General features: G+C 62.1%; 15 protein-coding genes and 1 pseudogene. 2 read left to right on the forward strand and 14 right to left on the reverse strand.

Annotation, left to right across the window (positions count from 1 at the left end):
• Position 1: 1 nt before the first annotated feature.
• From apaG to lptD, 5 genes are all read right to left on the reverse strand, one after another.
• Positions 2–379, reverse strand: coding sequence for a Co2+/Mg2+ efflux protein ApaG (gene apaG, locus ACORQT_RS03230; RefSeq protein ID WP_015376624.1), 378 nt, complete (start codon positions 377–379; stop codon positions 2–4).
• 12 nt (positions 380–391) lie between these two features.
• Positions 392–1,210, reverse strand: coding sequence for a 16S rRNA (adenine(1518)-N(6)/adenine(1519)-N(6))-dimethyltransferase RsmA (rsmA, locus tag ACORQT_RS03235; protein WP_033641833.1), 819 nt, complete (start codon positions 1,208–1,210; stop codon positions 392–394).
• Entirely contained in the window at positions 1,203–2,204 is a 1,002-nt protein-coding gene (pdxA, locus tag ACORQT_RS03240; RefSeq protein ID WP_370632599.1) for a 4-hydroxythreonine-4-phosphate dehydrogenase PdxA, read from the reverse strand. Before pdxA ends, rsmA begins: the two co-directional genes overlap by 8 nt.
• Complete coding sequence (gene surA / locus ACORQT_RS03245) at positions 2,182–3,483, reverse strand: peptidylprolyl isomerase SurA (RefSeq protein WP_033641834.1); 1,302 nt, start codon at positions 3,481–3,483, stop codon at positions 2,182–2,184. Before surA ends, pdxA begins: the two co-directional genes overlap by 23 nt.
• A gap of 65 nt (positions 3,484–3,548) precedes the next feature.
• Positions 3,549–5,909, reverse strand: a complete 2,361-nt coding sequence (gene lptD, locus ACORQT_RS03250; RefSeq protein ID WP_021505352.1) for an LPS assembly protein LptD — start codon at positions 5,907–5,909, stop codon at positions 3,549–3,551.
• Positions 5,910–6,137: 228 nt separating this feature from the next.
• Between lptD and djlA the strand changes: the two genes are divergently transcribed.
• Positions 6,138–6,959: a co-chaperone DjlA gene (gene djlA / locus ACORQT_RS03255; protein ID WP_444859317.1), complete on the forward strand. Its 822-nt coding sequence runs from the start codon at positions 6,138–6,140 to the stop codon at positions 6,957–6,959.
• Positions 6,960–7,102: 143 nt separating this feature from the next.
• Here the strand turns inward: djlA and rluA are convergent, their stop codons facing one another.
• The 3 genes from rluA to ACORQT_RS03270 form a co-directional block, all read right to left on the reverse strand.
• The gene (rluA, locus tag ACORQT_RS03260; protein ID WP_033641835.1) at positions 7,103–7,753 is read right to left on the reverse strand and encodes a bifunctional tRNA pseudouridine(32) synthase/23S rRNA pseudouridine(746) synthase RluA; all 651 of its coding nucleotides are present in this window, start codon (positions 7,751–7,753) and stop codon (positions 7,103–7,105) included.
• A gap of 57 nt (positions 7,754–7,810) precedes the next feature.
• The gene (gene rapA, locus ACORQT_RS03265) at positions 7,811–10,717 is read right to left on the reverse strand and encodes an RNA polymerase-associated protein RapA (RefSeq protein ID WP_164057657.1); all 2,907 of its coding nucleotides are present in this window, start codon (positions 10,715–10,717) and stop codon (positions 7,811–7,813) included.
• 247 nt (positions 10,718–10,964) lie between these two features.
• Positions 10,965–13,331: a DNA polymerase II gene (locus ACORQT_RS03270; protein WP_164057658.1), complete on the reverse strand. Its 2,367-nt coding sequence runs from the start codon at positions 13,329–13,331 to the stop codon at positions 10,965–10,967.
• Between the two features lie 215 nt (positions 13,332–13,546).
• Between ACORQT_RS03270 and ACORQT_RS03275 the strand changes: the two genes are divergently transcribed.
• Positions 13,547–14,317: a DedA family protein gene (locus ACORQT_RS03275; protein WP_164057659.1), complete on the forward strand. Its 771-nt coding sequence runs from the start codon at positions 13,547–13,549 to the stop codon at positions 14,315–14,317.
• A gap of 27 nt (positions 14,318–14,344) precedes the next feature.
• Here the strand turns inward: ACORQT_RS03275 and ilvN are convergent, their stop codons facing one another.
• From ilvN to thiB, 6 genes and pseudogenes are all read right to left on the reverse strand, one after another.
• Positions 14,345–14,638 carry an acetolactate synthase small subunit gene (gene ilvN, locus ACORQT_RS03280; RefSeq protein ID WP_033641839.1) on the reverse strand — a complete coding sequence of 98 codons (294 nt, stop codon included), beginning with the start codon at positions 14,636–14,638 and terminating at the stop codon, positions 14,345–14,347.
• Between the two features lie 3 nt (positions 14,639–14,641).
• Complete coding sequence (gene ilvB / locus ACORQT_RS03285) at positions 14,642–16,336, reverse strand: acetolactate synthase large subunit (RefSeq protein ID WP_164057660.1); 1,695 nt, start codon at positions 16,334–16,336, stop codon at positions 14,642–14,644.
• Positions 16,337–16,447: 111 nt separating this feature from the next.
• Complete coding sequence (gene ivbL / locus ACORQT_RS03290) at positions 16,448–16,561, reverse strand: ilvB operon leader peptide IvbL (protein WP_154747116.1); 114 nt, start codon at positions 16,559–16,561, stop codon at positions 16,448–16,450.
• Between the two features lie 88 nt (positions 16,562–16,649).
• Positions 16,650–17,354 (reverse strand): thiamine ABC transporter ATP-binding protein ThiQ, encoded by a 705-nt coding sequence (gene thiQ / locus ACORQT_RS03295; RefSeq protein ID WP_047025195.1) that lies wholly within the window; start codon positions 17,352–17,354, stop codon positions 16,650–16,652.
• Positions 17,341–18,947, reverse strand: a pseudogene (gene thiP / locus ACORQT_RS03300) (thiamine/thiamine pyrophosphate ABC transporter permease ThiP). The gene thiQ and the pseudogene thiP overlap by 14 nt, the downstream one beginning before the upstream one ends.
• Entirely contained in the window at positions 18,923–19,909 is a 987-nt protein-coding gene (gene thiB, locus ACORQT_RS03305) for a thiamine ABC transporter substrate binding subunit (protein WP_164057662.1), read from the reverse strand. Before thiB ends, thiP begins: the two are co-directional and overlap by 25 nt.
• Between the last annotated feature and the right edge of the window lie 17 nt (positions 19,910–19,926).

Genomic DNA, 19,926 nt, shown 5'->3' on the forward strand with positions numbered 1-19,926 from the left:
ATTAATGGATCAGCGTTGGAATGGCTAAGCGGAACACGGGAATAGCGGTGCGGAACGGCTGACCCTGATGGTCAACCATTTCGTAATGGCCTTCCATGGTGCCCAGCGGCGTTTCCAGAATGGCGCCGCTGGTGTACTGAAACTCTCCACCGGGCGGAATGACGGGCTGTTCGCCGATCACGCCTTCGCCCTGGACTTCGGTTTGGCGGCCGTTGCTGTTGGTGATCAGCCAGTAACGGCCCAGCAGTTGCACGTTGGTCCGCCCCAGATTGCGGATGGTAATGGTATAGGCGAAGACGTAACGCTCTTCTTCAGGGATCGACTGTGATTCCACATAGATGCTCTGAACCTGAATACACACGCGGGGCGAATCAATCATGACAACAACTCCTTATTGCTGCGGCGCCGGATTGGCTGACAGCCAGTTCGCCAGCTTGCAGTACTGCGCCACAGAAATATTCTCTGCTCTGAGCGAAGGATCGACGCCCAGCTCCGTCAGCTGCTCCGGCGTGAACAGATCGCCCAGGCTATTGCGGATGGTTTTCCGCCGCTGATTGAACGCCTGCGTGGTGATGCGGCTCAGCATGCGCACGTCGCCCACCGGGTTCGGCAGCTCGGTGTGCGGGACCAGGCGCACCACGGCGGAATCGACCTTCGGCGGCGGCGCGAACGCGGTCGGCGGCACTTCCAGCACCGGGATGACGTTGCAGTAGTACTGCGCCATCACGGTCAAACGCCCGTAGGCCTTGCTGTTAGGGCCGGCGACCAGACGGTTGACCACCTCTTTCTGCAACATAAAGTGCATGTCGCGGATTGCCTGAGTATAGCTGAAAAGGTGGAACATCAGCGGCGTCGAAATATTGTACGGCAGGTTACCAAATACGCGCAGCGGTTGGCCAGCCTCCTCGGCCAGTTCGGCGAAATTCACCGTCATGGCGTCCTGCTGGCGGATGGTCAGCTTGTCTTTCAGCTGCGGGTGATTCTCCAGCCGAGTGGCCAGATCGCGGTCCAGTTCGATCACCGTCATGCGGTCCATGCGCGCGCCGACCGGTTCGGTCAAGGCGCCGAGGCCGGGGCCGATCTCGACCACCGCTTCGCCCGGCTGCGGGTGAATGGCGGAGACAATGCTATCGATGACAAACTGATCGGTTAAAAAGTTTTGTCCAAAGCGTTTGCGGGCAAAGTGCCCTTGGTGGACTCTGTTATTCATTACAATTAATTATCATTTTAATGGCGAGATTCAGGGCCGTTTGGAAACTGCCGACATCGGCGGTGCCGGTGCCGGCCAGTTCCAGAGCGGTACCGTGGTCGACCGAGGTGCGTATGAAAGGCAAACCGAGGGTGATATTCACCGCGCGGCCGAACCCTTGGTATTTTAGCACCGGCAGCCCCTGATCGTGATACATCGCCAGCACCGCATCGGCATCTTGCAGATATTTGGGCTGGAACAGGGTGTCCGCCGGCAGCGGGCCGACAAGATGGATACCGTCAGCGCGCAGCGCGTCGAGCGCCGGGATGATGGTGTCTATCTCTTCGCGCCCCATATGGCCGCCTTCCCCGGCGTGGGGATTCAGACCGCAGACGTAAATGTGCGGCTGGGCGATGCCAAATTTGGTTTTCAGATCGTGGTCGAGGATGCGAATGACTTCGAACAGGCTCTGCTGCGTGATGGCGCCCGGCACCGCCAGCAGCGGCAGGTGGGTGGTCGCCAGCGCCACGCGCAGCTCTTCGGTCGCGAGCATCATCACCACGCGATCGCAGCGGCTGCGATCGGCAAAGAATTCGGTATGGCCGATAAACGGCACGCCGGCGTCGTTGATCACGCCCTTGTTCACCGGGCCGGTGATCAGCGCAGCGAATTCGCCGTTCAGGCAACCGTCGCAGGCGCGTGCCAGGGTTTCCACCACGTAGGCGCTGTTGCCGACGTTCAGTTCACCGGCGGTAACCGGCTGAGCGAGCGGCACCGGCAGCACGGTCAGCGTGCCGGCGCGTTGCGCCTCGGCCGGCTGCTGCGGCTGGTAGTCGCGCAGCGTCAGCGGCAGGCCCAAACGCTTGGCGCGTTCAAGCAACAGGGCCGGATCGGCGCACACCACCAGCTCAACAGGCCAATCCTGTTGCGCCAGGGCGGCTACCAAATCCGGCCCCACCCCGGCGGGTTCGCCGGGGGTAATGACGACGCGTTTATTGCTGTGCATCGCTGCCATCGAGGATCTTCACGTAAGCCTGGGCGCGCTGTTCCTGCATCCAGGTCTGCGCCTCTTCGGCGAACTTACGGTTGAACAGCATGCGGTAAGCGCGATCTTTCTGCGCGGCGTCGGTCTTATCCACCTGACGGGTATCCAGCAGCTGAATCAGGTGCCAACCGAAGGAAGAGTGCACCGGCGCGCTGATCTCACCTTTGCTCAGCTTGAGCAACGCATCGCGGAAGGCGGGATCGTAGATGTCCGGGGAAGCCCAGCCCAGATCGCCGCCCTGCATGGCGGAACCCGGATCCTGCGACAGCTGTTTGGCTTCGTCGGCGAATTTGGCGCGGCCGCTCTTGATGGCTTCCGCAACGGATTGCAGTTTGGCGCGCGCCTGGTCGTCGGTCAGCACCACCGAAGGTTTCAGCAGGATGTGACGGGCGTGCACTTCGGTGACCGACACCGACTGGCTGGCGCCGCGGATGTCGTTCACTTTCAGGATGTGGAAGCCGACGCCGGAACGGATTGGGCCGACGACGTCGCCTTTCTTGGCGCTCACCAGACGTTCAGCGAACAGGGTCGGGATCTCTTGCAGCTTGCCCCAGCCCATGTTGCCGCCTTTCAGCGCCTGAGAATCGGCGGAGTAGGTGATCGCCAGCTTGCCGAAGTCGGCGCCGCTGTTGATCTCGCCCACCAGGCGTTTGGCCAGCTCTTCGGCTTTGTCGACCTGCTGCTGCGACGGGTTCTCCGGCAGCGGGATCAGGATGTGGCTGATGTTCATTTCGGTGTCGCTGCCGTTCTGCGCGCCCACCTGTTTGGCCAGCGCATCCACTTCCTGCGGCAGGATGGTGACGCGGCGGCGCACTTCGTTGTTGCGCACTTCGGAGATCAGCATCTCTTTGCGGATCTGCGCGCGGTAGGTGTTGTAGTTCAGCCCTTCGTAAGACAGGCGGCTGCGCAGCTGATCGACGCTCATGCGGTTCTGCGCGGCGATGTTGGCGATCGCTTTGTCCAGATCGGCGTCGGAGACGGTGATGCCCATTTTCTTGGCCATCTGCAGCTGGATGTTATCCATGATCAGGCGTTCGATGATCTGATGGCGCAGCGTCTTGTCGTCCGGCAGTTGCTGACCGGCCTGCTGGGCGTTGAGCTTCACCGACTGCAACAGTCCGTTGACGTCGCTTTCGAGTACCACGCCGTTATCCACGACGGCGGCGACTTTATCCACTTCTTGGGGTGCTGCGAACGCGGCATTGGCGCAAACCACCAATCCGAGAATAAGCGTTCTCCAGTTCTTCATACATTTCCCATTATGTAATCCGCAAATGCGGGTGAAAGTTCTCGTTTTCAAAGTGTTGCAAAGCGTCAGAATGCGCGCTGATACGGCAGAATGCCGGAGCGCAGCATTTCTGCGGAGCCGAGACTATGATCGCTGCTCAGGCCGCGCAGTTCGACGTTGAACGAAACTCTGTTGTCGTAAACGCTGGTATTGTTGCTGTTGTTCCAGTCGGTGATCTTGCGCTCATAGCCCAGCGTCACCGCCCAGCAGCAGGTGTTGTACTTCAGCCCCACCAGCTGATCGGCGGATTGTTTGGCGCGGGTGTCGTAGTAGTACGCCCCGACCACCGCCCAACGATCGGCGATCGGCCAGCTGCCGGTGATACCCACCTGCGAGATGCCGTCCTGGAAGGCCGGAACCGTTTTGGTGTTCAACGCCGTCTGGATATATTCCGGCGTGGCGTAACGGTAGTTCAGCTGCACTACGCGCTCGGCATCCTGGCGGTATTCCACCACGCCGTTGCCCAGCGAGACGCTGTTCAGGCGGGTGTCGTACTGCAGGCCGCCGCGCAGGCCCCAACGATCGTCGATTTTCCAATAGGTATCGCCGGCCCAGGCCACGCTGCCGGTATCGTCGTTGTTGTCGTACCCGGTTACCCGATCGCCGGTGCGCGAACGGCTGAAGTAGTAGATTTGACCCACGGAAGCGTTAAAACGTTCAACCAGCGCGTCATCATAAATGCGCGTGGTCAAACCGGTAGACACGCGGTTCTGCGAAGCGATGCGATCCAGGCCGCTGTAGGTGCGATCGCGGAACAGGCCGGAGTAGTCGGTCTGCAGCAGCGTGGTGTCGTAGGTGTAGATGTTGCTCTGGTCGCGGTACGGCACGTACAGGTACTGCACGCGCGGCTCCAGCGTCTGGGTGGCGCCTTCGGCCCAGATCATCGGCCGCTCGAACACCAGCTTGCCGTCGACTTTGAACTGCGGCAATACGCGGTTGACCGAATCATCGAGCTCCGGCGCGGCAGCGTTTTTGCGGCTCTGGTAGTTGGCGGCGAATCCGTCAGGAATATCCTGCTGGTAATGGGTCGCCATCACTTTGGCTTCGGTGTTCAGGCTGGCCCAGCCGTTGGTGAGCGGCAGACTCAGCGTCGGTTCCATATGCAGACGGGTGGCGTCCGGGCTGTATGGGTTGACGCTGGTGAACTTGGCCGCCTGGCCGTAAATATGGAAGTCGAACGGACCGAGGTCGTTCTTGTAGTAGTTCAGATCCAGCTGCGGCTGGACTTTATACGAGTCCGACTGTGAGCGATCGGTATCGTCGTAAATCTGGAACTGCTTGGAGCTCAGCGTGGCGTTCCAGTTTTCGTTGGCGTAGCCGAGGCTGAATTTCTGCGTGGCGTAGCCGTCGGTGGTGGAGCCGTATTTGGAGTCCAGATCGGTGAAGTACTTGGAATCGCTGACCTTGGTGTAATCGACGTTGAAGCGCCACACCTGATCCATAACGCCGTTGTGGTTCCAGTAGAACAGCCAGCGTTTGTTGTCGTCATGATCTTTGCCGTATTCCTTGTCGTCCGGCAGCCAGTCGAACTCCATCAGGCCGAGGCCCGGCTGCACCAGATAACGGAACTCGGTCTGCCACTGCAGGCCGCGCTTGGACATATAGTGCGGGGTGATGGTGGCGTCGTAGTTCGGCGCGATGTTCCAGTAGTACGGCAACATGAACTCGAAGCCGTTGTTGCTGCCGTACTTGGCGTTCGGGATCAGGAAGCCGGAACGGCGCTTGTCGCCGACCGGCAGCTGCAGGTACGGGCTGTAGAACACCGGCACGCCGCCGATGCGGAAGCGGGCGTTCCATATTTCCGCCACCTGCTCTTCGCGATCGTGGATCACTTCGGAACCGACCACGCTCCAGCTGTCGTCGCCCGGCAGACAGGAGGTAAAGGTGCCGTTTTCCAGGATGGTGTAACGGTTGGCGCCGCGCATTTTCATCTTGTCGGCGTCGCCGCGTCCCTGACGGCCTACCATCTGGTAGTCGCCTTCATAGACGTCGGTATCTTTGGTATTCAGGTTAGACCAGGCCTTCGGGCCTTTCAGTTTGATCTGATTGTCGCTGTAGTGCACGTCGCCGGTGGCGGTGACGGTACGCACCGGTTCCGTCTGGCCGGGGTTTTGCGTCTGATTCAGCTCAACTTCTTTGGCGGTCAGGGTGCTGTTGCCCTGCTCGATATGCACGTTGCCGCTGAACAGGGCGCTTTTCGGGTAGTCGGCGCGCGAGTCATCGGCATTGATGGTCACCGGCTGGCTGTTCGGATCGCCGCTGACCAAAGGCTTGTCGTAAACAGGAACGCCAAGCATGCATTGCTCGGCCAGATCAGCCAGCGCATGCTGACTGTAGAGTGCCGTCCAAATCATCGTGGCCAGCAGTGTTGGGAAACTTTTTTTCATACGCGGTTTTGGTGTTCCGTCATCAGAGGCGTCGTGTCCGGCAAACGGTCAGAGACTATATTACTCATCTGCGTTGCGCTAGTGCTAAATCCAGCCGTTTACTTGCGTCGTCGTTAGGCGCAAAGATAAATGACAGGTATGATAATCCAAATTCTAGGAAAAATCGCCTGCGCCCTTTCCTGAAACGGAGGAAAGCGGGCGGCTTTCGGCATGATAATTGAGGAGTATATGCAGTATTGGGGAAAACTGCTCGGCGTCATCGTCGCCATCTGGTCTGGCGCGGGATTCTGGGGTGTAGTTCTGGGGCTGATTATCGGTCATATGATCGATACGGCGCGCAGCAACAAGCGCAGCCGGGGGTTTTTCACCGACCAGCAAACGCGGCAAACGCTGTTTTTCCGCACCACTTTTCAGGTTATGGGCCACCTGACCAAATCCAAAGGACGCGTCACCGAGGCGGATATCCAGATCGCCAGCCTGTTCATGGATCGCCTGCAGCTGCACGGCGAAGCCCGCACTGCGGCGCAGCAGGCGTTCCGCGAGGGCAAACAGAGCCAGTTCCCGCTGCGTGAGACGCTGCAGCAGTTCCGCAGCATCTGTTTCGGCCGCTTCGATCTGATTCGGATGTTTCTGGAAATTCAGATTCAGGCGGCGTTCGCCGACGGCTCGCTGCACCCGAACGAACGTCAGGTGCTGTATGTCATCGCCGAAGAGCTGGGCATTTCGCGCGCGCAGTTCGATCAGTTCCTCAGCATGATGGAGGGCGGGCGTCAGTTCGGCGGCGGTCAGCAGGGCGGGTATTCGCAGGGCGGCTATCAGCAGGCTCAGCGCGGCCCGACGCTCGACGATGCGTGCAAGGTGCTCGGCGTGCGCAGCAGCGACGATGCCGCCACCATCAAACGCGCCTACCGCAAGCTGATGAGCGAACACCATCCGGATAAGCTGGTGGCGAAAGGCTTGCCGCAGGAGATGATGGAAATGGCCAAGCAGAAAGCGCAGGAGATCCAGGCGGCGTACGACCTGATCAAACGCGAGAAAGGTTTTAAATAACGATACCCGTCATACTTCGAGCTGCAGGTGTGTTGGCTGCCCGCGCTTACCCCGGTCACGTACTTTTTGTACGCTCCCGGGGCTGCGCTTAGTTGCCGCCTTCCTGCAACTCGAATTATTTAGGGTATCTCAGGGTGATGAGCTCAGAAATCCGGCTCGGCGCGAAAGTGCATCGGCGTCTGGAAGGCGGGGTGGGTGATGCGCAGCTCTTGCGCATGCAGCTGCAGCCGCGGCGCCATCGCTTTGGCTTCCGGCGGGGCGTAGAAACCGTCGCCGAGGATCGGGTGTCCCAGCGCCAGCATGTGCACCCGCAGCTGGTGCGAGCGGCCGGTGATCGGCGTCAGCTTCACGCGGGTGCTGCCGTCGGCGTCGCGCGACAGCACCAGATATTCCGTCTGCGCCGCTTTGCCGGTGTCAAAACACACCTTTTGCAGCGGCCGGTTCGGCCAGTCGCAGATCAGCGGCAAATCCACCAACCCTTCGTCATGCGCCATATGCCCCCAAACGCGGGCGATATAGGATTTCTTCGGTTCGCGTTCGCGAAACTGACGCTTCAGCTCACGCTCGGCGGCCTTGTTGAGCGCCACCACGATCACCCCGCTGGTGGCCATATCCAGCCGGTGCACCGATTCGGCGGCCGGATGATCGGCCTGAATGCGGGTCATCAGGCTGTCTTTGTTTTCCGGCGCGCGGCCGGGCACCGACAGCAAGCCGCTGGGCTTGTTGACCACCATGATGTGTTCATCCTGATACAGGATGTGCAGCGGGTCCTGCGGGGGATTGTAGGGTTCCATCTTGGCTCCGCGAAAAGGGCCGAACGGGGAGGCAACCACCTCCCCGCGTCGCGCCGGTTACTGGTGGGTGACCACCACCAGACGAATGGCGTCGAGACGCCAGCCGGCTTCATTGAGGTTGGCCAGCACCTGACGGCGGTTGAACTCCAGCGTCTCGACTTCGTCGTCGCGGATGTTCGGGTTGACCGCCTTCAGCGCTTCCAGACGCGCCAGCTCGGCGCTCAGCTTGTCGTCCGCCTCTTGCTTCGCCTGTTCGATAAGCGTGCGAGCCTGCGCTTCCACCAGGCTTTCCGCCTGCTGCAGCATGGCGTGCACGTCTTGCTGCACGGCGTTGACCAGCTTGCTGGAGGTGTGGCGGTTGACCGCGTTCAACTGGCGGTTGAAGCTTTCGAACTCGACCTGCGCCGCCAGGTTGGTGCCCTTGCGGTCCATCAGCATGCGGATCGGCGTCGGCGGCAGGAAGCGGGTCAGCTGCAGGTGCTTCGGCGCCTGGGCTTCCACCACGTACACCAGCTCAACCAGCAAGGTGCCGACCGGCAACGCTTTGTTTTTCAACAGGGACACCGCACAACTGCCGGTATCGCCGGACAGGATAAGATCCAGACCGTTGCGGATGATCGGGTGTTCCCAGCTGACGAACTGCGCGTCTTCGCGCGACAGCGCCTGATCGCGATCGAAGGTGACGGTGCAGCCGTCCTGCGGCAGGCCCGGGAAGTCCGGCACCAACATATGGTCGGACGGCGTGAGCACGATCAGGTTGTCGCTGCGATCTTCCTGATTGATGCCGACGATGTCGAACAGGTTAAGCGCGAAGCCCACCAGGTTGACGTCGTTATCTTGCTCGGCGATGGCGGCGGCCAGCGCCTGGGCTTTGTCGCCGCCGTTGGAGTGCATCTCCAGCAGACGGTCGCGGCCTTGTTCCAGCTGCGCTTTCAACTGGTCATGCTGTTGGCGGCAGGCGTGGATGAATTCGTCCAGGCCTTCCTGCTCGGTCGGCGCGGCCAGATAGCCGATCAACTGCTCGTAGCAGCTGTCGTAGATGGTGCGGCCGGTCGGGCAGGTGTGTTCGAAGGCGTCGAGCCCTTCGTGGAACCAGCGGCCCAGCACCGCCTGTGCGGTGTGCTCCAGGTAAGGCACCATGATCTGGATATCGTGCATCTGGCCGATACGGTCCAGACGGCCGATACGCTGCTCCAGCAGATCCGGGTTGAACGGCAAATCGAACATCACCAGTTGGCTGGCGAACTGGAAGTTGCGGCCTTCGGAACCGATCTCGGAACACAGCAGCACCTGCGCGCCTTCCTCTTCGGAGGCGAAGTAGGCGGCGGCGCGGTCGCGCTCGATGATCGACAGCCCTTCGTGGAACACCGCGGCGCGGATCGCTTCACGCTCGCGCAGCACCTGCTCCAGCTGCAGCGCAGTATCGGCCTTGGCGCAGATCACCAGCACTTTTTCGTTGCGGTTGGCCAGCAGGTAATCCAGCAACCATTCGACGCGCGGGTCGAAGTTCCACCAGGTGGCGTTTTCGCCTTCGAATTCCTGGTAGATCTGCTCCGGATACAGCATGTCGCGCGCGCGCGCTTCGACGGATTTCTTGGCGCCCATGATGCCGGACACTTTGATCGCGGTCTGATACTGGGTTGGCAACGGCAGCTTGATCTGGTGCAGGTTGCGGTGCGGGAAGCCCTTCACGCCGTTGCGGGTGTTGCGGAACAGCACGCGGCTGGTGCCGTGGCGATCCATCAGCATGGCCACCAGCTCCTGGCGCGCCTGCTCGGCGTTGCCGCCTTCGCTGTTGGCCGCTTTGAGCAGCGGTTCGATGTCCTGCTCGTCGATCAGCTCGCCCAGCAGGTTCAGCTTGTCGTCGGCCAGGCGTTCACCGCTCAGCAGCAGGGTGACGGCGTCGGCCACCGGACGGTATTTCTGCTGTTCGGCGACGAACTCGCCGTAGTCGTGGAAACGGTTCGGATCGAGCAGGCGCAGGCGCGCAAAGTGGCTCTGTTGGCCCAGCTGTTCCGGGGTGGCGGTCAGCAGCAGCACGCCGGGGATATGCTCGGCCAGCTGTTCGATCACCTGATATTCGCGGCTCGGCGCTTCTTCGCTCCAGGCCAGGTGGTGCGCTTCATCGACCACCAGCAGATCCCACTGGGCGTCCGCCAGCTCTTCCAGGCGCTGCTTGTTGCGGCGCACGAAGTCCAGCGAGCAGATCACCAGCTGTTCGGTCTCGAACGGGTTGCTGCTGTCGAGCTTGGCTTCGGCGTAGCGGCTGTCGTCGAACAGCGAGAAGTAGAGGTTGAAGCGGCGCATCATCTCCACCAGCCACTGGTGCTGCAGCGTTTCCGGCACCACGATCAGCACGCGCTCGGCGCGGCCCGCCAGCAGTTGCTGGTGGATGATCATGCCGGCTTCGATGGTTTTGCCGAGGCCGACTTCGTCCGCCAACAGAACGCGCGGCGCATGGCGCTGGCCGACTTCATGAGCGATGTGCAGCTGGTGCGGGATCAGGCTGGCGCGCATGCCGCGCAGGCCGGCGAACGGCAGGCGATACTGCTCGCTCTGGTATTTGCGGGCGCGAAAACGCAGCGCGAAACGATCCATGCGGTCGATTTGGCCGGCGAACAGGCGATCCTGTGGCTTGCTGAAGGTCAGTTTGCTGTCCAGCAGCACTTCGCGCATCGCCACGCCGCTTTCCTGGGTGTCCAGGCGGGTGCCGATATAGGTCAACAGACCGTTTTCCTCTTTCACCTCTTCCACCTGCAGCTGCCATCCCTCGTGGCTGCTGACGGTATCGCCCGGGTTGAACATCACGCGGGTGATCGGCGAATCGTTTCTGGCATAGAGGCGGTTTTCACCGGTGGCGGGGAAAAGCAGGGTAATCATGCGCGCATCCAGCGCCACGACGGTGCCCAGTCCTAATTCGCTTTCCGTGTCGCTGATCCAGCGTTGACCAAGAGTAAAAGGCATATATTGTCGGCTCGATTCTTTGTAAGTAAGTCTTGTTACCGGGCGGGAAGGGCCGCGGCACCTGTACTGAACATCGGTTAATCCCGGTTTGTTTTAAATTTGACGGGCAATAGCCGTTCACGCCATGCAGACGTCGCGAGACGGCAGGGCTAAGCGTGGTTCAGTTTTGGGAAGGGCGCTATGGTAATGGAAGGCGGCGCGTTCGTCACCTGCAAAACCGGATGATTTTTCTTAACCTGGCGCAATCTCAAAACAGCCCCATCTGCCCGGTGACCAGCGTGGTGAAGTCGTCGTGCAAAAAAGGGAGTATAGCGTCTGCCACCGGTTGCAGCTGACGTTCGAGGTAGTGCTGATAATCGATGGGCGAATGGCGGGTTTCCAGCGGTTCCGGCCCGGCGACGGTCATCACGTAGCTGATCCAGCCGCCGTTCTGATACTGCAGCGGCCGCCCCTGACTGCGGTTGTAGTCGTCGGCGATGCGCGCGGCGCGGGCGTGCGGCGGCACATTGCGCTGATAGTCGTCGAGCTTTCTGCGCAGCCGTTTGCGGTACACCAATTGATCGTCGAAGTCGCCGTTCAGGGTTTTGCCGACGTAGTCGCGCACATAGTCCTGGTAGGGCTGTTGTTTGAAGATGCGCTGATAGAGCTGCTGCTGGAACTGCTGCGCCAGCGGCGTCCAGTCGGTGCGCACCGTTTCCAGGCCTTTGTACACCATCTCTTCCTGGCCGTCGGCGCGCGCGATCAGGCCGGCGTAGCGTTTCTTGCTGCCCTGCTCGGCGCCGCGAATGGTCGGCATCAGGAAGCGGGAATAGTGGGTTTCGAACTCCAGCTCCAGCGCGTTCTCCAGCCCGAACTGCTGCTGCAGATGCTGCTGCCACCAGGCGTTGACCCGTTGCACCAGCGCCCGGCCGATCTGCGCCGCCTGTTGCTCGTCATGCGGCTGTTTCAGCCAGACGAAGGTGGAGTCGGTGTCGCCGTAAATCACCTGATAGCCTTCGGCTTCGATCAGCTCGCGGGTTTGGCGCATGATCTCGTGGCCGCGCAGGGTGATCGACGACGCCAGCCGCGGATCGAAGAAGCGGCAGCCGCTCGATCCCAGCACGCCGTAAAGTGCGTTCATGATGATCTTCAACGCCTGCGACAGGGGCTTGTTGTGCTGGCGTTTGGCGGCCTCGCGCCCTTGCCAGATCTGCTCGACGATCGCCGGCAGACAGTGTTTGCTGCGCGAGAAGCGGGCGTTGCGAAAGCCGGGCACCGAGTCGGCGTCGTTTGGGTGGCGCATGCCTTCCACCAACCCGACCGGATCGATCAAGAAGGTGCGGATGATCGACGGGTACAGACTTTTATAGTCCAGCACCAGCACCGAGTCGTACAGGCCGGGCCGGGAATCCATCACAAAGCCGCCGGGGCTGTGTTCCTCCGGCTGTTCGCCGAGGTTGGGGGCGACAAAGCCCAGGCGATGCATACGCGGCATATAGAGATGGCTGAAGGCCGCTACCGATCCGCCGCTGCGATCGGCCGCCAGCCCGGTGACGGTGGCGCGCTCCAGCAGGAAGTTGAGCAGGTCGGCCTTGGCGAAAATCCGCGTCACCAGCTCGCAGTCTTTCAGGTTGTAGCGGGCCAGCGCCGGCTTGTCTTCGGCGAAGCGCCGGTCGATCTCCGCCATGCGCTGATAAGGGTTGTCGATCGCCTTGCCTTCGCCCAGCAGTTCCTGCGAAACGTATTCCAGGCTGAAGTAGGGAAAATTCCAGGTGGCGGATTTCAGCGCCTCGATGCCGTCGATGATCAGGCGGCCGGCGGCGGCGGCGAAAAAGTGATTCTGCTTGAAACCATGCTCGCGCCATTCCAGCAAGTTGCCGGCGCGCCCCAGCCGCAGCGGGATTTGGTAGCGTTCGGCGTGCTTTTGCAGTACCCGCAGATCGAACTGCACCAGGTTCCAGCCGATGATGGCGTCGGGATCGTGACGCTCCAGCCATGCGTTCAGCCGTTCCAGCAGTTGAGGGCGGCTGGCGCAGTATTCCAGATCGAAATCCAGCGGCTCATCGCCGCCGTTGGCCGGCCCCAGCATGTAGACCTGCCGCTGGCCGCAGCCTTCCAGCGCGATGGAGTAAAGCTCGCCGTGGGCGGTGGTTTCGATATCCAGCGACACCAGTTTTAGCGTTGGGCGATAGTCCGGCGCCGGCTTCATCTGGCCGCTGAGCAACGGCCCATTGCCGTCGCCCTGGCCGTTGAACCATACCGGCGCGGTGATGAAGCGTTCCATCAGGTAGCGCTCGGGCGGGCGAATGTCGGCCTCGTAGACCGCAACGCCGCCTTCCCGCAGCAGTTTTTCCAGCTTGATGAGCTGACGGTGCTGGCGGCAGTACAGCCCCAGCATCGGGCGGTGATGAAAATCCGTCAGCGCCAGCGGTTTCAGTTCGACTTGCCGCTCTTCTCGCAGCAGCAGTTCCGCGCGCTGCCTTTGTTCGGCGGGGATAAACGCCACCGAGGTTTGCGGCGGCAGACGCAGCTGGCGCGGGCCCGCGTCGGTCGCCAGCCAAAATTCGACCTCGGTGCCGGCGGGCGTGTCGCGCCAGTGGCGAGTGAGCAGGAACCCCTGTTGCAGTGCTGTCATAACCCCTTCGTTTTCCGCCGGGCGGCGTGTGCGACGTTCAGCGTGATGTCGGTTTTGGCGCTAATATAGATAAATTACAGTATGGGTTTTTATACAGTAATTGTCCATCGCCGTGCGGCGTTGCCAAATACGCATACAATTCATCGATTGACTCGCCAGCGGCGGCGCTGGAAAATCCTCGGCCCCGTTTGGCCCGAATAATCCACAGAGGTGTAATGGAAGCCTATTTACAAGATTTGATCACCCAGTCACTGGCTTTCACTCTGATGGTCGTTCTGCTGGTCGCTTTTCTGGAGTCGTTGGCGCTGGTGGGGCTGCTGTTGCCCGGCACGGTGATGATGGCCAGCATCGGCGCGCTGATCGGCAGCGGCAAGGTGGATTTTTACTACGCCTGGGCGGCGGGCATCGTCGGCTGCCTGCTCGGCGATTGGATCTCCTATTTCGTCGGCCGCGCCTTTAAGGGGCCTTTGCATCGCTGGTCGTTTCTGAAGAAGAACAAAGCGCTGCTCGACAAAACCGAACATGCCTTGCACCAGCACAGCATGGCGACCATTTTGATCGGCCGCTTCGTTGGCCCGACGCGCCCGCTGGTGCCGATGGTGGCCGGCATGCTCGATTTGCCGCCGTACAAGTTCGCGCTGCCGAATATCATCGGTTGCCTGACCTGGCCGCCGGTCTATTTCTTCCCCGGCATTCTGGCGGGGGTGGCGATCGATATCCCCGCCGACGCCAACAGCGCGACGTTCAAGTGGCTGTTGCTCGCGGCGGCGATGCTGGTCTGGCTGGCGGTGTGGCTAAGCTGGCGCTGGTGGCGCGAGGGCAAGCGCAGCGCCGATCGGCTGAGCCGTTGGCTGACGCCGCTGCGGCTGCGCGTGGTGTGCGGATTGAGTTGGCTGGCGGCGTTGGCGGTCGGCTATTTGCTGAGCCAACAGCCGCTGATGCCGGTGTACCGGCATCTGTTGTGGCAGGTGCTGTCCGGGCAATGATTGCGGGGGCATTAGCCCCCGTTCGCCTTACTGGAAGAACGCTTCCAGCTGTTCAAATACCCGCACGTCTTCGCTGTGGCGCTTCACCCGCAGCACGTCTTCCAGCTTTTCCACCTGGCTTATCATTTGTTCCAGCCGCTGATCGTCGGCGACCAATAGCCAAATGCGGCTCTGTTGGCCGTCTTTCAACGGCAGACACAGAATGCCTTCGACGTTGAACGCGCGGCGGGCGAACAGCCCGCAAACGTGCGACATCACGCCGGGATGATTGCGCACCGCCAGCTCCAGGATCACCTGTGGTTTATCTTGTGGTTGCAGCATGGCTTATTCTCCAATCATGTCGATGTTGGCGGCGCCCGGCGGCACCATCGGGAACACTTTTTCATTGATATCGATCAGCGCGTGGATCAGGCAGGGGCCCGGGCGCTGGATCGCCTCAGTCAGCGCGGCCTGCGGATCTTCCGCGGCGTTCAGATCGCAGGTATCCAGCCCGAATCCGGCGGCGATTTTCAGGAAGTCGGTACGCTTCGGATAGGCGGCGGCGAAGATGCGCTGTTGGTAGAACAGGGTTTGTTGCTGGTGCACCAGCCCCAGCGCCTGGTTGTTCATCAAAATGATTTTCACGTCCAGATCGTGCTCGACCGCGGTGGCCATTTCCTGAATGTTCATCATCAGGCTGCCATCGCCGGAGAAGCACAGCACTTTACGTTCGGGCTCCGCCAACGCCGCGCCGATCGCCGCCGGCAGACCGAAGCCCATGGTGCCCAGGCCGCCCGACGTCAGCCACTGGCGCGGCCGGCTCAGCGGATAGGCCTGCGCTACCCACATCTGATGCTGACCCACGTCGGTGGTGATGATGGCGCTGTCGTCCACGCAGCGCGCGGCGGCCAGCACCAGGCCGTAATGGCTCAGCGGATCGTCGGCGTTCGGCATGTTGAACGGGAATTCGCGCTTCAGATCGTTGACGGTGTTCAGCCACGCGCTGCGCGGCTGCGTGTCGATCTGCGGCAGCAGCTGTTGCAGCACCTGGCCGACGTCGGCATGGATCGCCACGTTGGCCTGTTTGACCTTGCCCAGCTCGGCGCGGTCGATATCCACGTGAATGATGGCGGCGTTAGGGCAGAACTGCTCGGTTTTACCGATTGCCCGATCGTCGAAGCGCGCGCCCAGCACGATCAGCAGATCGGCCTCCTGCAGAATGAAGTTGGTGCTGCGCGCGGCGTGCATGCCCAGCATGCCCAGCGACAGCGGGTGTTCCACCGGCATCGCGCCCAGCGCCATCAGCGTCATGGTGGTGGGCAGACCGGCGCGCTCGGCCAGCTCCAGCGCCTGCCGGTGAGCGTCGGCGCAGATGATGCCGCCGCCCAGGTAGAGGATCGGGCGTTTCGCCTGATTGATCATCGCGGCGGCCTGCGAAACCAGCGCCGGATCGAAGCTCGGGGCGGCGTCCGGCACGGCGATCGGCGGCAACTCTTCCAGGGTGATGGTGGCGGTCTGCACGTCTTTCGGCACATCGATCCAGACCGGGCCGGGGCGGCCGGACTCGGCGATGCGGAACGCGTCGCCAATCACCTGCGGCAGCTCGCGGATATCGCGCACCAGATGGTTGTGCTTGGTGATCGGGATAGAAATGCCGTAGGTGTCCACTTCCTGGAAGGCGTCGGTGCCGATCATCGAGGAAGGCACCTGCCCGGTGATGCACACCAGCGGAATGGAGTCGAGCTTGGCGTCGGCGATGGCGGTGACCAGGTTGGTGGCGCCCGGCCCGCTGGAGGCGATGCACACCGCCGCTTTGCCGTTGGCGCGCGCCATGCCTTGCGCCATAAAGCCCGCGCCCTGTTCGTGGCGCGCCAGCACGTGGTGAATGCGGGTGCTTTGGCTCAGCGCGTCATACAGCGGCAGCGCGGCGCCGCCAGGGATGCCGGCGACGGTGGTGATGCCCTGACGCTCCAGCAGATGAACGATCAATTGTGCGCCGGTGAAACTGGTGCCCGGTTGAGGCGTGCCCGAAGTTGCCATGTTCCTGTCCTTTCTCAAGGCCGGTGAGCTTTTCTGGGCAGGGTGCTAAAACAAGAAACCCCGCCCGGTTTGCGCCGGCGGGGTTTGGGAATCGATGCGTTGATTCGGACCCTACGGCGCATTGCCGACGACCACCACCACACGCACGACGACCACCGCGGCTGGTAGCGCGGTAACTAGTAGGGTCGAAGTCAGCGAGGATGCGATCACAGGGAACCTTATCATCAGTAAAAAAAGTCAGGTTTTTATAAAAACACAGGCGCAAAATTCGCACAACAGGTTTATTGGCGCAGCATAAAAAACGCGCGTCAGATCACGCTTTACCCGAAATGCCCAGCACGCGCGCTTCGGGGGCGCTGCCGTCCAGCAGGGCCTGCGTCGGGCCGTCGTAGTAGATGCGGCCGTCGACCACCAACAGCGTGCGCGGCGCGATGCGCGCGGCGTCGTCGAGGTTGTGCGACACCATCAGCAGCGTCAGGTCGCGCTGTTCGCACACCGTCTGCAGCAGTTGCAGCATCTCGTTGCGCAGCGCCGGATCGAGCGCCGAGAAGGGTTCGTCGAGCAGCAGGATCGGCCGCCGGCGAATCAAACAGCGCGCCAGCGCGGCGCGCTGACGCTGACCGCCGGAAAGCTGCGACGGCAGGCGATCCAGGTGTTCTTCCAGGCCGACCTGACGGGCGATGTGTTCTCGCTGTTGACGTTGCTGCGCAGTCAAGCGCAGACCGGGATCCAACCCCAACCCGATGTTCTGCGCCACCGTCAGGTGAGCGAACAGGTTGTTTTCCTGAAACAGCATCGACACCGGCCGTTTGGCCGGCGGCGTGGCGGTGTGGTCTTCGCCGTTCAGCAGCAGCCGGCCGCTGGCCGCCGGCAGAAAACCGGCGATCAGGCTCAGCAGGGTGCTTTTACCGGCGCCGCTGGGGCCGAGCACCGCGACGCGCTCGCCCGGCTGGATGCGCAGATCAAAGCGCATCGGCAGGTGTTCATACAGATAGGTCAGTTTTTCAAGCGTCAGCATGGCGGCCCGGTAAGCGTTCAATCAGGGTAAACAGCAGGAAGCACAGCAGCAGCAACAGCAGCGCGGTCACCGCCCCGTCCTGGCTGCGGTAGGCGCCAATCTGCTGATACAGGTAAAAAGGCAGGGTACGGAAATGCTCGTTGCCAAACAAGGCGACCACGCCGAAATCGCCGATCGACAGCACGCAGGCGAAGGCCAGCGCCTGCGCCAGCGAGCGGCGCAGGGCGCGCAGTTCAATCAGCCGCAGCCGTCGCCAGCCGCGGATATCCAGCGACAGGCACAGCGGGTTGTAACGTTCGGCGAGGTCGCGCATCGGGTTCTCCAACACCTTCAGCGCATAGGGCACCGCCATCAGCGCATTGGTGAGGATCACCAGCGCATAGGGCGACTGCGGCAACCCGATCGTATCGTTCAGCAGCAGGAAGAACCCGGTGGCCAGCACGATGCCCGGCATCGCCAGGATCACCATGCCGCTCAGCTCCAGCGCCTGGCCGCCGCGCAGCTGCTGCCGCAGTTTCAGCTCGCGGCTGCTCCACAGCAGCATCATCGTGAGCGCCACGCACAGCGCTCCGGCGCCAAGGGCGATGCGCAGCGACGTGAACAGCGCCTGCCACAGCACCGGCTGGCGCAGCACGCTGATGATAGCCTGATTGGCGCCGTCGGCGATCACCGCCAGCAGAGGCGGCAGCAGCAGCAACAGCGCGGCGGCGATCAGCAGAAAATCGCTGATGCGCCGCCACAGGCTGTCTTCCGGGTTGCGCCAGCGCTGGGCGTGGGTATGCCCTACCGGCAATGCCTGGCTCAGGCGTTGGCTGATCAGCACCAGCCCCAGACAACAGCCCAGTTGGATCAGCGCCAGCAGGCGGCGCGGCCCAGATCGTAGTCGTAACTCAGCGCCTGGTAGATCGCCAGCTCGATGGTGGTGGCCTGCGGCCCGCCGCCCAGTGACAGCACGGTGGCGAAGCTGGCGAAGCACAGCATGAAGATCAGCGCGCCGCTCGGCAGGATTTGGCGGCACAGCGCCGGCCATTCGACGAAGCGGAACTGCTGCCAGCCGTTCATGCCCAGCTGGGCGGCCAGCTGGCGCTGTTCCACCGGAATATTCTCCAGCGCTTGCAACAACAGGCGGGTGGCCAGCGGCAGGTTAAAGAACAGGTGCGCCAGCAGAATGCCCTGCAGCCCGTAGGGCGAGAAATCATACTCGACGCCCAGCCAGCCGCACAGCGTCGCCAGCCAGCCCTGGCGCCCATAGACGCTGAGCAGGCCGAACACCGCCACCAGCACCGGCAGCACCAGCGTCATGGCGCACAGCCGCAGCAGCAGCTGCCGGCCGGGGAAACGACGCCGGTAGAGCGCGCGCGCCAGCAGAATGGCGGGCAGCACCGAAATCAGCGCCGACAGCAGCGCCTGCAGGAAAGTGAAGCGCACCACGTGCCACAGGTAGCTGTCCTGCCACAGGCCGCGCCAGTCGCTGTCCGGCGCGTGACGCCACAGCGAGCCCATCGCCAGCGCGGCGAGCAGCAGGATCATGCCGGCGGCCAGCAGCCCCGGCCAGAGCCAGCGGGGGATCAGCGGCTGACGGCGGTTTGCCATGCCCGGATCCAGCCGCCGCGTTGTGTGGCCACCTCTTCGGCGCTGTATTGCAGCGCGGTATGCGGCACGTTCATCTGTTCAAAGCCGACGGGCAGCGGGGTGTTGATCACCGGGTACATCCAGTTGCCGGTCGGGATGGTGTTCTGGAATGCCGGCGTCACCATGAACTGCATGAAACGCTCCGCCAGCTCAGGCTGTTTGGCGGCCTTCAGTTTGCCGGCCACTTCCACCTGCAGGTAGTGGCCTTCGCTGAACGTGGCGGCGGCGTAGCGGTCTTTTTTCTCGGCGATCAGATGATAGGCGGGGGAGGTGGTGTAGCTGAGCACCAGATCGCCTTCGCCTTTCAGGAACAGGCCGTAGGCTTCGCTCCAGCCTTTGGTGACGGTCACGGTCTTTTTCGCCAACTGCTGCCAGGCGGCCGGCGCCTTGTTGCCATACACTTTTTGCATCCACAGCAGCAGGCCGAGGCCCGGCGTGCTGGTGCGCGGATCTTCGTAGATCACCTTCCAGTCACGATCGCTGCTGACCAGCTCCTGCAGGCTTTTCGGCGGGTTCTTCAGTTTTTCCTTGTCGTAGACGAAGGCGAAATACCCGTAGTCGTAAGGCACGAAGGTCGCGTCCTGCCAGCCGCCCGGCACCGTCAGTTTGGCGGTGTCCACGCCGCTCGGCGCGAACAGGCCGGTTTGCTGCGCCGCCTGCAGCAGGTTGTTGTCCAGCCCCAGCACCACGTCGGCGGCGCTGTTCTTGCCTTCCATGCGCAGGCGGTTCAGCAGTGAGACGCCGTCTTCCAGCGCCACGAACTTCAGCTCACAGTCGCACTCGGCTTCGAAGGCTTCTTTCACCGCCGGGCCTGGGCCCCAGTCGGCGGCGAAGGAATCGTAGGTGTAAACCGTCAGCGTCGGCTTGGCGAACACCGGCGCGGCGCACAGCAGCAATAAGCAGGGCAGATATTTTTTGACCACGTTGCACTCCTGAAAAA

Origin of the sequence: Serratia sp. (in: enterobacteria) (genome assembly GCF_052400455.1) — a bacterium.
Lineage (GTDB): Bacteria > Pseudomonadota > Gammaproteobacteria > Enterobacterales > Enterobacteriaceae > Serratia > Serratia ureilytica.

Bases quoted from the DNA above. Each gene is read 5' to 3' on its own strand.
- apaG (WP_015376624.1), bottom strand. From the start codon at position 379: ATGATTGATTCGCCCCGCGTGTGTATTCAGGTTCAGAGCATCTATGTG.
- rsmA (WP_033641833.1), bottom strand. From the start codon at position 1,210: ATGAATAACAGAGTCCACCAAGGGCACTTTGCCCGCAAACGCTTTGGA.
- pdxA (WP_370632599.1), bottom strand. From the start codon at position 2,204: ATGGCAGCGATGCACAGCAATAAACGCGTCGTCATTACCCCCGGCGAA.
- surA (WP_033641834.1), bottom strand. From the start codon at position 3,483: ATGAAGAACTGGAGAACGCTTATTCTCGGATTGGTGGTTTGCGCCAAT.
- lptD (WP_021505352.1), bottom strand. From the start codon at position 5,909: ATGAAAAAAAGTTTCCCAACACTGCTGGCCACGATGATTTGGACGGCA.
- djlA (WP_444859317.1), top strand. From the start codon at position 6,138: ATGCAGTATTGGGGAAAACTGCTCGGCGTCATCGTCGCCATCTGGTCT.
- rluA (WP_033641835.1), bottom strand. From the start codon at position 7,753: ATGGAACCCTACAATCCCCCGCAGGACCCGCTGCACATCCTGTATCAG.
- rapA (WP_164057657.1), bottom strand. From the start codon at position 10,717: ATGCCTTTTACTCTTGGTCAACGCTGGATCAGCGACACGGAAAGCGAA.
- ACORQT_RS03270 (WP_164057658.1), bottom strand. From the start codon at position 13,331: ATGACAGCACTGCAACAGGGGTTCCTGCTCACTCGCCACTGGCGCGAC.
- ACORQT_RS03275 (WP_164057659.1), top strand. From the start codon at position 13,547: ATGGAAGCCTATTTACAAGATTTGATCACCCAGTCACTGGCTTTCACT.
- ilvN (WP_033641839.1), bottom strand. From the start codon at position 14,638: ATGCTGCAACCACAAGATAAACCACAGGTGATCCTGGAGCTGGCGGTG.
- ilvB (WP_164057660.1), bottom strand. From the start codon at position 16,336: ATGGCAACTTCGGGCACGCCTCAACCGGGCACCAGTTTCACCGGCGCA.
- ivbL (WP_154747116.1), bottom strand. From the start codon at position 16,561: ATGATAAGGTTCCCTGTGATCGCATCCTCGCTGACTTCGACCCTACTA.
- thiQ (WP_047025195.1), bottom strand. From the start codon at position 17,354: ATGCTGACGCTTGAAAAACTGACCTATCTGTATGAACACCTGCCGATG.